Source organism: Pseudomonas putida group bacterium ESBL64, from assembly GCF_045277175.1.
GTDB lineage: Bacteria > Pseudomonadota > Gammaproteobacteria > Pseudomonadales > Pseudomonadaceae > Aquipseudomonas > Aquipseudomonas alloputida.
In genome coordinates, this window is sequence record NZ_CP145799.1 from 1,993,345 (window position 1) to 2,007,212 (window position 13,868).

A 13,868-nucleotide genomic window follows, 5' to 3' on the forward strand; every position below is an offset into this window, starting at 1 on the left:
CTATGGAATTCACCACTCAACACTTCATCGCATTGGCGCCGATGCTGATCACCACCATCACCACGGTGGTGGTGATGCTGGCGATCGCCTGGAAGCGCAACCACTCGCAGACCTTCCTGCTGTCCACCGTGGGCCTGAACCTGGCCCTGCTGTCGCTCCTGCCGGCGCTTAAGGTCGCGCCGCTGGCGGTCACCTCGCTGATCACCATCGACAAATTCGCCTGCCTGTACATGGCGATCATCCTCGTGGCGACGCTGGCCTGCGTCACCCTCGCCCACGCCTACCTCGGCGAGGGCTCCAAGGGTTTCCCGGGCAACCGTGAAGAACTGTACCTGTTGCTGCTGATGTCGGCCCTCGGTGGCCTGGTGCTGGTCAGCGCCAACCACCTGGCCGGCCTGTTCATCGGCCTGGAGCTGTTGTCGGTACCGGTCTACGGCCTGGTGGCGTATGCCTTCTTCAACAAGAGATCGCTGGAAGCTGGCATCAAGTACATGGTGCTGTCGGCCGCAGGCTCGGCTTTCCTGCTGTTCGGCATGGCCCTGCTGTACGCCGACGCCGGCAGCCTGAGCTTCGACCAGATCGGCAAGGCCCTGGCTACCACCAGCATGCCAAGCCTGGTGGCCCAGCTGGGCCTGGGCATGATGCTGGTCGGCCTGGCCTTCAAGCTGTCGCTGGTGCCGTTCCATCTGTGGACCCCGGACGTGTACGAAGGCGCTCCGGCACCGGTCGCCGCGTTCCTGGCAACCGCCAGCAAGGTGGCAGTATTCGCTGTTGTCGTACGCCTGTTCATGCTCTCCCCTGCTGCCAGCAGCGGCGTGCTCAGCACCGTACTGGCGGTGATTGCCGTAGCCTCGATCCTGATTGGTAACCTGCTGGCGCTGACCCAGAGCAACCTCAAGCGTCTGCTGGGTTACTCGTCCATCGCCCACTTCGGTTACCTGGTCATCGCGTTGGTCGCCAGCAAGGGCCTGGCCCTGGAAGCCATGGGCGTTTACCTGGTTACCTACGTGATCACCAGCCTGGGCGCTTTCGGCGTCATCACCCTGATGTCCTCGCCATACGGCGGCCGTGACGCCGATGCCCTGTACGAGTACCGCGGCCTGTTCTGGCGCCGCCCGTACCTGACAGCGGTACTGACCGTGATGATGCTGTCGCTGGCGGGTATCCCGCTGACCGCCGGCTTCATCGGCAAGTTCTACATCATCGCTACCGGCGTCGAATCGCACCTGTGGTGGTTGGTTGGTGCGCTGGTGATCGGTAGCGCCATCGGCGTGTACTATTACCTGCGCGTCATGGTTACCCTGTACCTGGTCGAGCCGAACCTGCGTCGTCACGACGCCCCGCTGAAGTGGGAACAGCGCACCGGCGGCGTCATGCTGCTGGCTATCGCCATTCTCGCTTTCGTACTGGGTGTGTACCCGCAGCCCCTGCTGGAAATGGTTCAGCAAGCGGGCCTGCAACTGATCGGTTGATCACCCCAGCAGCCCCGGTAACAGAAAACACCCCGCCTAGGCGGGGTGTTTTTTTATCTGCACGTTTTGCTACCTGCGCCCACTGGTGCCTCACTCACTCGGGCTGCCCTGGCCTGCGCCCGGCAAGGCGGCCTTGCGCAAATCACCATTGGCCGAAGGCAGGTACACTTCCGGGTTGGGCATGCCGCTGGGGGAGAGTTCATGGGTCATTTCGAATTCGGCGCGCACTGACCAGCCACACGCCTCGGTGGTGCATTGCAAATAAGCGATTCGCAGGAAAATATGGCGCCCTTCGCTAGTACGTATGCGCATCCGGCTGTGGCAATGCGGGCAAACAAGCTTGTAAGTACTCACGGCAAGTACCTGCTAGCATTGCCCAGGCTAGCCTGTGTATCAGTATTGGCTGCAACTGTGGGTGTATTCTTCAATTTGATGGTTCTCATTGCAGAAGTGCTCCTTAAAACGCAGGGCTGTATTCATAACGAGTAGTTTAAGCCCATGGAATATCATTAAACCAGTCATGGATATTTGTTATGAGTACTCACATACTTGCTGAGGTGCTCACGCGCCTTAAGCTCCTCACTGGCGCAAACACTGATGCCGAGCTGTCACGTGCACTGTCGGTCAGCCCGCAAACGCTGAGCAGCTGGAAGGTTCGCGAAAGCATCCCTTACTCACTTTGCATAGACATCGCCAAAAAGCATGCATGCTCTCTGGACTGGCTATTGCTGGGCCATGCCGAGCACAACGCCGCCGGCCCAGGTGATGCGGGCTGGGAGTGCGAAATGCTCGAACGGCTGCGCACGCTCTCGCACAGCGATCGCCAGGCCATACTGCTGTTCATCAAGGACAAGCAGCGCATCCAGCAGTTGGAACAGCAACTGAGTGAGCTCGGCGGCGCAGCCAATGGCTAACCCCGACGGCGCCAGCGCTGGATGAGCTCGCGCGGGTCGAGTGTATCCAGCCAGACCATGACCTTGAGGCTGATGGGGATCACCACCACAGCGGCCACGAATGCCGCCATGCCCCGGGTCAGCAAAGGCACCAATGACGAAACCAGTGGCTCGAACAAATGGCCCACGCCCACGGTCACGAATAGCAGCAGCAGTTTCTTGGCCAGAGTCAGGCGCCTGGCCTCACTGGTGATCAATCGATCGCGTGCCGCGCTCACCAACAATGCTCCCAGCAGCGCGGCGAACAGCACATCGCCATCCACCCCCAGGAACGTCACCAATGCCGGGGCCAGGTGGTCGAAAACAGATCGCTCAGGCATGCACTTGCCCTCCGCGCGGAACAGGCAGGCAGGCGGTTGAACCCAGGCTATACATGACCGCCGCTTCGACAAAACGGATGTAGCACACCCGCAAGGCACGCCCATGATCATGCCCGGCCACATCCTCGAGCCGCTTGTAGCCCCGCTCTCGCAGCACTGACCGCCAACAGGCGAATTCCCGTGCTGCCTCGATGGCTGCGCAGCGGGCGGACACTTCCAAAGCCGCGTCACTGACAGACCGCGGCAGTTGCAGGTGCTCACGCAACCTGCCCAGATCCACCCGCGGCCAGAACGGGTCATGGCAATCGGCAAAGCGCGGTAGCCGAGGATCGTTGCTCATGCTCCACCCCCCTTACTGCTCGGCCAGCATGCCGTAGCGAATGGCCTTGATCACAGCTGCCACCCGGGTAGGCACTTCAAATTTGCGCAGGATGTTGGACACGTGAAAGTTCACCGTCGACTCCTTGCATTCAAGGATCTGGCCGATCTCCCACGAGCTCTTGCCATAAGCACACCACAACAGCACTTGCTGTTCACGTGGCGTCAGGCGAACCGGGGCGTCCGCCAAGGGTTGCTGCGAGTGTCGAGCGTTGTCAGTCATGTTTGAACTCCACGGGTGATTGAGCGAGGCATTACTGCCTACCTGCAGTCACCTTACGAAGCACAGGCCACCCACCTCCACCGCCGTGGTTTGTAAAGAACTTTCGTACAAGACCGTATGACGAAGGTTACGCACGATTTGCTGACTTTCTGCGTGCTCCAAGCCGCATTTCGCTCGTCTCAACGCCGTTGTCCATTCGCCTTTCGCCTGGAGTCGTACAATGCGTTCCGATTTACCCCTCTCGTCCTGCCTCGGTCTGCTGGCGGCCTTGGCTGCTAATCAGCCCGCTCTGGGGGCATCCTCGGTCGAATTGGGCCGAGTGCTGATCACCGATGAGGAGCAGAACGAGCTGACGGCAGCCAGCGAGCGCCTGCGTGAAATACCGGGAGCCAGCAACCTGGTGGACATGCAGCGCGTGGGGCAAGGCCGGGTGGCCAGCAACCAGGACGTGCTGGCCTATCAGCCTGGGGTGTTCGCCCAATCGGCAGGCAACGACGGCATCAAGCTGTCGATACGCGGCTCGGGCCTCAACCGCGCGCCGGGGGCGCACGGTTCCGGCGTTTACACGATGTTCGACGGCCTGCCGCTGACCGGCCCGGGCGGCACGCCTTACGAATTGTTCGAACCGCTGTGGCTGAGCCGTGCCGAAGTGCTGCGTGGCGCCAATGGCTTTGACCAAGGCTCCCTGGCCTTGGGCGGTGCCATCAACTACGTCACCCACACCGGCTACGACGCGCCTGCACTGCAAGTACGCTACGAGGTCGGTAGCCGCGGCTACCAGCATCGGCACATCAGTTCGGGCCAGGTGCTGGGCAATCTCGACTATTACGTGGCCCTGACCGACTCGGAATATGACGGCTACCAGGCGCACAGCAGCGGCAGCGCCAAGGGCATTGCCGCCAATGTCGGTTACCGCTTCAACCCCGACCTGGAAACCCGCTTCTACCTGCGCTACCGGGAAACTGAAAACGAACTGCCTGGGCGCCTGACCAAAGACCAGATCAAGCACCACCCACGCGCGGCCAACCCCAACTATCTGGCACGCGACGACAGCCGCCCGCAACCAGGCAGCACCTGGGTGGGCAACAAGACCACCTTCTACCTCGACGACGAGGCGCGCCTGGAAGCCGGACTGGTCTATCACGACTACCCGATGGACCTGCGCGAAGGCCCCATGCGCCTGAAGGTCGCCTATACCGATGTCAGCGGTACACTGAACTATTTCCGCCGCGACACACTGTTCGGACGCGAGAGCAAGACCACCGTCGGTTGGCGTACCACCAAGCACCTGCCCAACAGCGGCGCTTCGCAATTTACCCGCAATGGCGATGTGTTCGGCGAGCGCACCCGTGACTTCACCTACCAGGGCTCGGACACCGTGCTGCATGTTGGCAACGATCTGGAACTGGTCCCCAACCTGTGGCTGAGCACCGGCCTGGCCATGGTCTACACACGCCGCGAAAGTGACGTGACCTACCCCGCTGAAGGCGGCAAGGTGAGCATGCATGACTGGGACTATGCACCCCGCCTGGGGCTGCGCTACGACATCCGCCCGGACTTGCAGGTGTACGGCAACCTGAGCCGCTCGGTAGAGCCGCCACACCCGTGGTCGCTGATCTGGAGCGCGCCCAGCACAGGCGGCAAGCAGATCCAGCCGATCGAGATGCAGAACCAGACAGCCACCACCCTGGAACTGGGCGCCCGTGGCGACTCGGCGCTCGGCCGCTGGGACCTGGCCTGGTACTACTCGCAAGTGCGCCACGAACTGCTGGCCGTTGAGGTAGTGCCGAACTTCACCTCGGAATTCAACGCCAGCGCTACCGTGCACCAAGGCGTTGAAGCCGGCCTCGACAGCACCCTGTGGGAACGCGCGGGCACTGGCAAGCTGAGCTTGCGCCAGGCCTACACCTTCAGCGACTTCCACTACCGTGATGACGACACGTTTGGCGACAACCGTCTGCCCGGCATCCCCATGCACTACTACCAGGCCGAGCTGCGCTATGACTGGCCGAGCGGCTTCTATGCCGGGGTCAACACACAAATGGCTTCGAAGGTGCAGGTGGACTACGCCAATAGCTACCACGCCGATGAATATGCCTTGCTCGGCGCACGCGTTGGCTGGGACTCACCGAAACAGGACTGGCAGACCTGGCTGGACCTGCGCAACCTGACCAACCAGCGCTATGCAGCGACCGTGACGCCGGCCTACAACGACGCTGGCAAGGACAATGCCCGTTCGACACCGGGCGAAGGATTTGGCGTATATGCCGGGGTTTCCTACAGCTTCCGCTGACGGGTAGGCGCGGATTTACCTGCGAATGCGTCGGCAAATTCAATGACGCATTCGCGGGTAAACCCGCGCCTACACAGGGGCGCTGCACAGCATCATTCGGGGCTCAGACCGCCCTGTTCAACTTCACCCATGAAGCAAACCTGTCGACAAACGCCTGCAAGAACGGTCGCGTCTTGTCGTTGAGCTTGCCCGAATCCTCGAACAAGCTCGCCGCACCGCCAAGGTAAGCCTCGGGCATCTGCATGCAGGGCATGTCGAGAAACACCAGCGACTGGCGCACCGCATGGTTGGCGCCAAAGCCACCAATCGCCCCCGGCGACACACTCACCACCGCCGTCGGCTTGCCGCTCCAGGCACTTTGCCCGTAAGGACGCGAACCCACATCGATGGCATTTTTCAGGCAGCCTGGCACCGAGCGGTTGTATTCCGGGGTGACGAACAACACCGCATCACTGCGGCGGATTTCATCGCGAAAACGCTTCCAGGTTTCCGGCGGTGCCTCGGCTTCGATATCTTCGTTGTACAGCGGCAGGTCGCCAATCTCGACGATCTTCAGCGCAAGGCTGGACGGCGCCAGCTCCGAAAGTGCGCGGGCGACCTTGCGGTTGTAGGACGCCTTGCGCAAGCTGCCCACGACGACTGCTACCGAATACACCTGGCTCATGGCAATTCCAACCTTTGCGGGTTAAATAGACGTTGTAGTTATAGATGACCGTTCTCCAGTGCCTAAGTTTTTTTTCCGCAGGGCGAAAACTTCCGCGTCTGTTTCACGGTCTATGCCTTCATACATTTCCTACGTAATTCAGAGGTTTCCACCCAAATGGCAGCAGTAATGGTCGGCCAATTCCACGCCCGTGACGCCGAAGGCCGCATCTACCCCGTGCACGAGTTTCAGGAATCCACCCTGCAACTCGACGGCAGCACGCTGGGCGCCCCCATCACCACCTACCGCCTGGCCATCGGCGACAAGGTCAACCACCTGGGTGATAACCGTTTCGAACTGGCACGCTCCGGCGTCGAGATCACGCGCATTCCGTGATGCAATCCACCGTGTAGCGGCCCCCTTCGTGCTGCAGGCCGTGCACATCGGCGACAAACCCGGGAAAGCCCTGGTTGAATGCTCGGGCGAATGCCAAGTAGTCCAGGATCGAGCGGGTCGCCTCGGTGAACCGCTCACCCGGCATGATCAACGGAATGCCAGGCGGGTACGGCACCAGCATCACTGCCGCCACACGCCCCAGCAGCGCCTCGATCGGCACCGCCTCCACCTCGCCACGCACCATCTTGTCATAGGCCTGGGCCGGGCTTACGGCCACCTCCGGCAAACGAGTGAACAGCCGCTTCAGCTGCTTGGCCGTGGCATTGACGCGGTAGCAGTCATGTAACTGGTCGCACAGGTCGCGCAGGCCTATGCCCTGGTAGCGGAGGGCGTCGGCAGCCCCCACACTCGGCAGGCAATTGCTGAGCGGGGTGTTGCCGTCATAGTGGCGCTTGAACTCCAGCAGTTCGGTGAGCAAGGTGCTCCACTTGCCCTTGGTGATGCCCATGGAAAACAGCACCAGAAAGCTGTACAGGCCGGTTTTTTCCACCACCAGCCCGCGCTCCCAGAGAAACTTGCTGACTACTGCCGCCGGGATGCCGTGCGCGCCCAGCACACCATCAGCGCTCAGGCCCGGCATCACCAAAGTCACTTTCAGCGGGTCGAGCAGCACATAGTCGGCCGCCACTTCACCAAAACCATGCCATTGCGCCCCCGGCTGCAACAACCAGTCCTGCGCGGCCAGACGGGGGATGCCCTCGGCACTTGGCGGCTGCCAGATGCTGAACCACCAGTCCTCTGCGGCAATGTGCTCACGCAGGTTGGCCAGGGCACGACGAAAACTCAACGCCTCGTCGAACATCTCCTGCAGCAGCGAGCGCCCGGCCGGCCCTTCCATCATGGCCGAAGCCACATCCAGCGAGGCGAGAATGCTGTACTGCGGCGAGGTAGAGATGTGCATCATGAACGCTTCGTTGAAACGGTCCCGGTCCAGCTGCCGCCTGGCCCCGTCCTGCACATGAATCATCGAAGCCTGGCTGAACGCCGCGAGCAGCTTGTGGGTGGAATGGGTACTGAACACCAGCGGGCTGTCTGCCGCGCAGGCGGTGCCCATGGCGTAGCGCCCGGTGAAAAAGTCGTGGAACGCGGCATAGGCAAACCAGGCCTCGTCGAAGTGCAGCACCTCGACACTGGCACCCAGGGCCTGCTTGATCAGCCCAGCGTGGTAACACAGCCCGTCGTAGGTGGAGTTGGTCACTACCGCCAGCTTGATACGCTGCCCACGATCACGGGCAAGGGGGTTGGCCTGAATCTTCGCGGCGATCGCCTCGGGGCTGAACTCGCTGAGCGGGATCGGGCCGATGATGCCCAGTTCGTTGCGCTCCGGGCACAGGTACAGCGGGATGGCACCCGTCATGATGATCGCGTGCACCACCGACTTGTGGCAGTTGCGGTCCACCAGCACCAGGTCGTCACGACCGACCATGGCGTGCCAGACGATCTTGTTGGCCGTGGAGGTACCATTGATGACGAAGAAGGTGTGGTCGGCGCCGAAGTTGCGCGCCGCCCTGGCCTCGGCTTCGGCCAGCGGGCCTGTGTGGTCGAGCAGCGAACCCAGCTCCGGCACGGAAACGGACAGGTCCGAGCGCAGGGTGTTTTCCCCGAAGAACTGGTGAAAGGCTTGGCCTACCGGGCTTTTATGATAGGCCACACCGCCACCATGGCCCGGGGTGTGCCAGGAGTAGTTGGACTGCGCAGTGTGCTGCACCAGCGCCTTGAAGAACGGCGGCAGCAGGCCGTCGAGGTAGGTGTGTGCAGCACGCGCCACCTGGCGGGCGAGAAACGGCACGGTGTCTTCGAACAGGTAAAGGATGCCACGCAGCTGGTTGAGCTCGCTCATGGCTTCGGCGGGAGCATTTTCCAGGGTCACCTGCTCGCCCAAGGCGAAGATCGGCAGGTTGGGTGCGCGCAGACGGGCCAGGCGGATCAGCTCGGCCATGTTCTGCAGTAAATGGGTGTTCTCGCCAGCGCCTTCGGCCGCGATGAGCATGCAGGCCAGGCCGTGGTGAGTGGCGGCGACCAGGCGTGCTTCGGCGTGGTCGGCTGCGGCGAGAATGGCAAAGCCATCCTGGCGCAATTCCTCGGCGATGCCGCGCACGCGCTCGCCGGCAACACTGTCGGCCTTGATGGCGCGGTGGACGATGAGGATCGGGAACTTGAGGTCCTTGTACATCAGGTGGCTACCTCCGAAGGACATGGCGTCCATTTCAGGGTAGTTGAGCCTTGTATTGCCTGTACTGGCCCTTTCGCGGGTGAACCCGCTCCTACTGGGCACCGGTCGGTGATTGGACACAGGCCGTCGTAGGAGCGGGTTTACCCGCGAAAGGGCCGGGCCTGCTGGCCAATCTGCCCCCGCCATTCACCGCCGCAGCCGCCACCGTATTCGGCAGGTAAACCCGCGCCTCCAACGATCTCCACTTCTGTTGCAGGGCGAAAGATCAGCCGGCTGGCGTCTCAGTCAGGGCCTGCCACAGCGAAGGCCCACCCGCCGACTTGGCAATGGCCGCCAGCCGCTCGGCATGCGCCTCCAGCTCTTCAGCGCTGGCCATGATCACCCGCCCTGGCGCACGCCCGACAATCCGGCGGATCTCGCTGCCGCCAGCGCCCTGCCCGTCCTCTTCGGCATCTGCGCCATTCCCAGCCAACGACAGGCTGGTCTGGCCACCGGTCATTGCCAGGTAAACGTCGGCCAGCAGTTCCGAGTCGAGCAGTGCGCCGTGCAACTCACGGCCTGAGTTGTCGATGTCGTAGCGTTTGCACAGCGCATCCAGGCTGTTGCGCTGCCCCGGGTGGCGCGAACGTGCCAGCAACAGGGTGTCCAGAATGGTGCAGTGCTGCGAAATGTCAGCACGGTCCTGCTGGCCCAGCAAGGCGAATTCGTTGTTGATGAAGCCAACGTCGAACGCCGCGTTGTGGATGACCAGCGTGGCACCCTGGATGAACTGGAAGAACTCCTCGGCGACATCGCCAAAGCGGGGCTTGCCGACCAGGAAGGCATCCGTGATGCCGTGAACGTTGATCGCGCCCTCGTCACTCTCGCGGTCGGGCTGCAGGTAGACGTGGAAGTGCCGCCCGGTCAGGCGCCGGCCGATGACCTCGACACAGCCGATCTCGATGATCCGGTGGCCTTCGCCAACCGGCATACCCGTGGTTTCGGTATCGAGAATGACGAACCGTTTATCTTGCTGCTGCTCCACGCGGGCGCTCCAACTTGCATCCGTTACAAAGGTCGCGATTGTACCCCAGCTCAACGCTGGGCGCGCACCTCATCGACCCCACGGTTGGCCAGCTGGTCGGCGCGTTCGTTGCCGGGGTGGCCGATATGGCCGCGTACCCACTTCCAGGTCACCTTGTGGCGGTTGACCTGCTCATCGAGCTGCTGCCACAAGTCAGCGTTCTTCACCGGCTCCTTGGCGGCGGTCTTCCAGCCGCGCTTCTTCCAGTTGACCATCCATTCGTTGATGCCCTTCATCACGTACTGCGAGTCGGTGGTCAGCACCACCTCGCATTCACGTTTGAGCGACATCAGGCCCTGGATCGCGGCCATCAGCTCCATGCGGTTGTTGGTGGTCTCACGTTCGCCGCCCCACAGTTCCTTCTCGACGCCCTTGTAGATCATCAGCACGCCCCAGCCACCCGGGCCAGGGTTGCCCTTGCAGGCACCATCAGTAAACATCTCGACGCTATCGCTCATGTACCACTCTTGAATTCAGTGCTTGTCAGTTTCGGGGTTGGCTGCGGTGCGGTTGACTTTCGCCAGTGGCAGCGGCAGCAGCTTGCCCATTGGCTCGCGGCGTTCCGGCCGCAAAGGCCGCAGGCCTACCACCATCTTGCGCGCCACCAGCAGGTACACCCCGCCACCGGAGCCCTGCCAGCCGCCGGCCAGTCGTTCCCAGCCCTCCAGGCGTTGCTGCCAGGCAGGTGAGGCAAGCGGCGGACGATAGCACCCGAAGCGGCGTTTCTCCAGCGCGAAGCCCAGCAGGTTGAGCCAGTCGCCCACCCGGGACGGCGAGATGCAGCGCGCCTTGCGCAGAGCACCGTGACTGAAGAAATGGCGCATGCCCCAGCTGCTCCAGGGGTTGATCCCCACGATCAGCAGGTGCCCGCCCGGGCGGACGGCACTGGCGGCCTCGCGCAGCAGGCCATGGGGCGACAGGCAGAAGTCCAGGCCATGCTGCAGCACCACCACGTCGGCAGCGTGCTCGCTCAACGGCCAGGCCTGTTCTTCGCAGACAATCTCCACACCCGGCAAGGGCGCACCAAGGCGCACGTTACGCTGCACCTGGGGGGCTCTGGGCGGTGGCTCGGCGCAGGGCCCGTAATGCACGAGATAGCCGCCAAAGAAGCGCCCGAGCTCTTCTTCCAGCAGTTTGTCCTCCTCCTTGAGCATCAGTTGCCCAAGTGGGCCGTTGAACCACTCACGGGCCAGGCTGATCAGCTCGACCCAGTCCGGGTCGGCCTGTGCAAAAGCTTGGTCGGTCATTGCGCTCTCCCTCGAAGGTTCTCCCACCGCGCCATCGCGGCTAAGATGCCCTCATGTGCCACGCTAGGCGAATCGGATCCGCACCATGATACAGATCGATGCTCTCCCCGCTTTCTCCGACAACTACATCTGGTTGTTACAGGATACTGCCAAACGCCGTTGTGCGGTGGTCGACCCGGGCGATGCCGGCCCGGTGGAGCGCTGGCTGGCTGCCAACCCCGAATGGGTGCTGAGCGACATCCTCGTCACCCACCACCACAATGACCATGTCGGCGGTGTGGAGCGGCTCAGGCAATTGACCGGCGCACGGGTCTGTGGCCCCGCCAACGAACGCATTCCCGGCCGCGACCTGGCACTGGACGAAGGCGACAGGGTGGACGTGCTGGGTGTGACTTTCCAGGTGCTGGCGGTACCCGGCCACACCCTGGGGCATATCGCCTTCTTCAGCGACCAGCCAGCAACGCCCATCCTGTTCAGTGGCGATACCCTGTTCGCCGCCGGTTGCGGGCGCATGTTCGAAGGTACACCCGAACAGATGCAGCCTGCCCTCGCCCGCCTGGCGGCCCTGCCAGAGCAGACAGCAGTGTACTGCGCCCATGAGTACACCCTCAGCAACCTGCGTTTCGCCAAGGCGGTGGAACCGACCAACCCGCACGTTCAACAACGGTTCGAGGACGTTAGCCGTTTGCGCGCCGAAAATCGCATCAGTTTGCCATCAACGATCGGCCTGGAGCGCCTGACCAACCCCTTTCTGCGTACCTCTGAAACATTAGTTAAACAAAAAGCAGACGAATGGAAGGGACATTCAAACACCACGCATGTCGCTGTTTTTGCTGCCTTGAGGTCTTGGAAGGACACCTTCTGATAACCGCAAGATATATCGCAAGTGATGGTCAAAGGTTGACCAGGCCCGGAGCGGTTTCTAGAATCGCCGAACTTTTTCGCCCGGATACCTGTATCAGCCGATGTCTTCCCGTAGCCGCAGAACCTCTCATTCCGTCGCCCTGACGCGCCTGGCCCAAATCAGTGCGCTGGCCCTGGCCGCCACCTTGGTGGGCTGCCAGAGCACCCGTCAGCTCGACGAATCCGATAGCGTTCGCGCGCACAACTACCAGGCGCGGATCAAGCACAAGCCTTCTCCGCTGCTGGTCAAGCCGGCCGAGCAGGCGCCGCAGGATGTCTGGGAGCGCATGCGCCAGGGCTTCGCCCTGCAGGACAGCATCGACGTCAACCCGCGCATCGAACAGCAGCGCTTGTGGTTCGCCAGCAACCCGACCTTCATCGAAAGCGCCGGGGAACGTGGCAGCCTCTACCTGCACTACATCGTCGAGCGCCTTGAAGAACGCGACATGCCGCTGGAACTGGCCCTGCTGCCAGCCATCGAAAGTGCCTACAACCCCATGGCCTACTCACGCGCCAGCGCTGCCGGCATGTGGCAGTTCATGCCGGCTACCGGTCGCCACTTCAACCTGCGCCAGACCAACTTCTATGACGGCCGCCGCGATGTCACCGCGTCGACCAACGCCGCGCTGGACTACCTGACCCGCCTGCACGACATGTTCAACGGCGACTGGCTGTTGGCCCTGGCGGCCTACAATGCCGGCGAAGGCACCGTCAGCCGAGCCATCGAGCGCAACGAAAGGCTCGGCCTGCCGACCGACTACTGGAACCTGCCGCTGCCACAGGAAACCCGCGACTACGTACCCAAGTTGCTGGCACTGTCGCAGGTGGTGTCCACGCCAGAAGCCTATGGTGTCAATCTCACCCCGATCGCCAACGAACCGTACTTCGAAGCGGTGGCGATCAATGACCGCCTGGACCTTACCCGGGTCGCGGCCTTTGCCAACATCGACGAGGACGAGCTGATCCAGCTCAACCCGGCATTCAAGAAGCGCATGACCGTCGATGGCCCGAAACAGCTGCTGGTGCCCACCGCCAAGGCGCAGTTGCTCAGTGCCAGCCTGTCCAACCTCAACCCGGAGCAACTGGTCAGCCTGCAACCGCCGAAAGCAGCGTTTGCCCGGGCTGTGGCCGAAGCCAAGGCACCGGTGGGGGCGCGTAGCTACCGGGTCAAGCGTGGCGATAACCTGAGCGCCATCGCCAAGATCAACCGTGTGTCGGTCAAGGACATCAAGCGCTGGAACCGTTTGTCCGGCAACAGTCTGCGTGCTGGCCAGGTTCTGGCCCTGCGCGGTGGCAGTGCACCGAGCGCCGCCGGCAACCGGGTTGCCGCCTCCGGGAAGCGCTCCACGCAATACAAGGTCCGCAAGGGCGATTCCCTGTACCTGGTGGCCAAGCGCTTCAATGTGGAAATGAAGCACCTCAAGCGCTGGAACCCACGCAGCGGCCATGCCCTCAAGCCAGGCCAGACCCTGACCGTCTACCTCGGGCATTGATCCCGCAACCAGGGCCCTCACGCGGCCTTGTGGGAGCGGCCTGGTGTCGCGATAGGGGCGCGGAGCGGCCCCAGTATTTCAACTTTTCAGCATAAACTGCCGGGGCTGCTGCGCAGCCCTTTCGCGACACAAGGCCGCTCCCACAGGTACCGTGGCACCTGTTGCCCCCGGCTTGGGGCCCGCACCTTCAAAACCTCTCTTTTTCCAACCCCACCAAGCTGTTACTGTACTCGATCAAAGCCCAACGCCTC

15 protein-coding genes are annotated in these 13,868 nt (G+C 62.5%); 6 read left to right on the forward strand and 9 right to left on the reverse strand.

The genetic code is table 11. The features are described 5' to 3' along the window. Positions 1–2: 2 nt before the first annotated feature. Positions 3–1,472: an NADH-quinone oxidoreductase subunit NuoN gene (nuoN, locus tag V6093_RS09230; RefSeq protein ID WP_012051767.1), complete on the forward strand. Its 1,470-nt coding sequence runs from the start codon at positions 3–5 to the stop codon at positions 1,470–1,472. 90 nt (positions 1,473–1,562) lie between these two features. On the opposite strand, the gene V6093_RS09235 is transcribed toward nuoN, so the two are convergent. Continuing rightward, complete coding sequence (locus tag V6093_RS09235) at positions 1,563–1,826, reverse strand: ogr/Delta-like zinc finger family protein (RefSeq protein ID WP_010954906.1); 264 nt, start codon at positions 1,824–1,826, stop codon at positions 1,563–1,565. A gap of 179 nt (positions 1,827–2,005) precedes the next feature. Between V6093_RS09235 and V6093_RS09240 the strand changes: the two genes are divergently transcribed. After that, on the forward strand, positions 2,006–2,386 hold the full coding sequence (locus V6093_RS09240) for a helix-turn-helix domain-containing protein (RefSeq protein ID WP_047603437.1): 381 nt from the start codon (positions 2,006–2,008) through the stop codon (positions 2,384–2,386). On the opposite strand, the gene V6093_RS09245 is transcribed toward V6093_RS09240, so the two are convergent. Genes V6093_RS09245 through V6093_RS09255 form a run of 3 tightly spaced genes read right to left on the reverse strand, consistent with a single transcriptional unit; the run spans position 2,383 to position 3,346 of the window. Then, the gene (locus V6093_RS09245) at positions 2,383–2,745 is read right to left on the reverse strand and encodes a hypothetical protein (RefSeq protein ID WP_014590308.1); all 363 of its coding nucleotides are present in this window, start codon (positions 2,743–2,745) and stop codon (positions 2,383–2,385) included. The genes V6093_RS09240 and V6093_RS09245 overlap by 4 nt on opposite strands. Further along, positions 2,738–3,085, reverse strand: coding sequence for a head completion/stabilization protein (locus V6093_RS09250; protein WP_047603438.1), 348 nt, complete (start codon positions 3,083–3,085; stop codon positions 2,738–2,740). The genes V6093_RS09245 and V6093_RS09250 overlap by 8 nt, the downstream gene beginning before the upstream one ends. Positions 3,086–3,097: 12 nt before the next feature. Beyond that, positions 3,098–3,346, reverse strand: coding sequence for a helix-turn-helix domain-containing protein (locus tag V6093_RS09255; RefSeq protein ID WP_003251454.1), 249 nt, complete (start codon positions 3,344–3,346; stop codon positions 3,098–3,100). 220 nt (positions 3,347–3,566) lie between these two features. Between V6093_RS09255 and V6093_RS09260 the strand changes: the two genes are divergently transcribed. Continuing rightward, positions 3,567–5,639 carry a TonB-dependent receptor domain-containing protein gene (locus V6093_RS09260; protein WP_179053576.1) on the forward strand — a complete coding sequence of 691 codons (2,073 nt, stop codon included), beginning with the start codon at positions 3,567–3,569 and terminating at the stop codon, positions 5,637–5,639. Positions 5,640–5,742: 103 nt separating this feature from the next. Here V6093_RS09260 and chrR read toward each other — a convergent pair whose 3' ends face one another. Then, positions 5,743–6,303 (reverse strand): class I chromate reductase ChrR, encoded by a 561-nt coding sequence (gene chrR / locus V6093_RS09265; protein WP_047603440.1) that lies wholly within the window; start codon positions 6,301–6,303, stop codon positions 5,743–5,745. A gap of 156 nt (positions 6,304–6,459) precedes the next feature. Between chrR and V6093_RS09270 the strand changes: the two genes are divergently transcribed. Then, positions 6,460–6,678, forward strand: coding sequence for a hypothetical protein (locus V6093_RS09270; RefSeq protein ID WP_003251457.1), 219 nt, complete (start codon positions 6,460–6,462; stop codon positions 6,676–6,678). Here V6093_RS09270 and V6093_RS09275 read toward each other — a convergent pair. The 4 genes from V6093_RS09275 to V6093_RS09290 form a co-directional block, all read right to left on the reverse strand. Beyond that, entirely contained in the window at positions 6,662–8,911 is a 2,250-nt protein-coding gene (locus V6093_RS09275; protein WP_004576946.1) for an Orn/Lys/Arg decarboxylase N-terminal domain-containing protein, read from the reverse strand. The genes V6093_RS09270 and V6093_RS09275 overlap by 17 nt on opposite strands. A 265-nt stretch (positions 8,912–9,176) precedes the next feature. Beyond that, positions 9,177–9,935 (reverse strand): DNA polymerase III subunit epsilon, encoded by a 759-nt coding sequence (dnaQ, locus tag V6093_RS09280; RefSeq protein WP_003251459.1) that lies wholly within the window; start codon positions 9,933–9,935, stop codon positions 9,177–9,179. Positions 9,936–9,985: 50 nt separating this feature from the next. Next, on the reverse strand, positions 9,986–10,432 hold the full coding sequence (gene rnhA, locus V6093_RS09285) for a ribonuclease HI (RefSeq protein WP_003251460.1): 447 nt from the start codon (positions 10,430–10,432) through the stop codon (positions 9,986–9,988). 15 nt (positions 10,433–10,447) lie between these two features. Next, positions 10,448–11,221, reverse strand: coding sequence for a class I SAM-dependent methyltransferase (locus V6093_RS09290; RefSeq protein ID WP_003251461.1), 774 nt, complete (start codon positions 11,219–11,221; stop codon positions 10,448–10,450). 85 nt (positions 11,222–11,306) lie between these two features. On the opposite strand from V6093_RS09290, the gene gloB reads away from it, so the two are divergent. Both gloB and V6093_RS09300 read left to right on the forward strand, forming a co-directional pair. Next, positions 11,307–12,086 (forward strand): hydroxyacylglutathione hydrolase, encoded by a 780-nt coding sequence (gloB, locus tag V6093_RS09295; protein WP_004576947.1) that lies wholly within the window; start codon positions 11,307–11,309, stop codon positions 12,084–12,086. 100 nt (positions 12,087–12,186) lie between these two features. Beyond that, positions 12,187–13,617, forward strand: coding sequence for a lytic transglycosylase domain-containing protein (locus tag V6093_RS09300; RefSeq protein ID WP_004576948.1), 1,431 nt, complete (start codon positions 12,187–12,189; stop codon positions 13,615–13,617). The last annotated feature ends 251 nt before the right edge of the window (positions 13,618–13,868 follow it).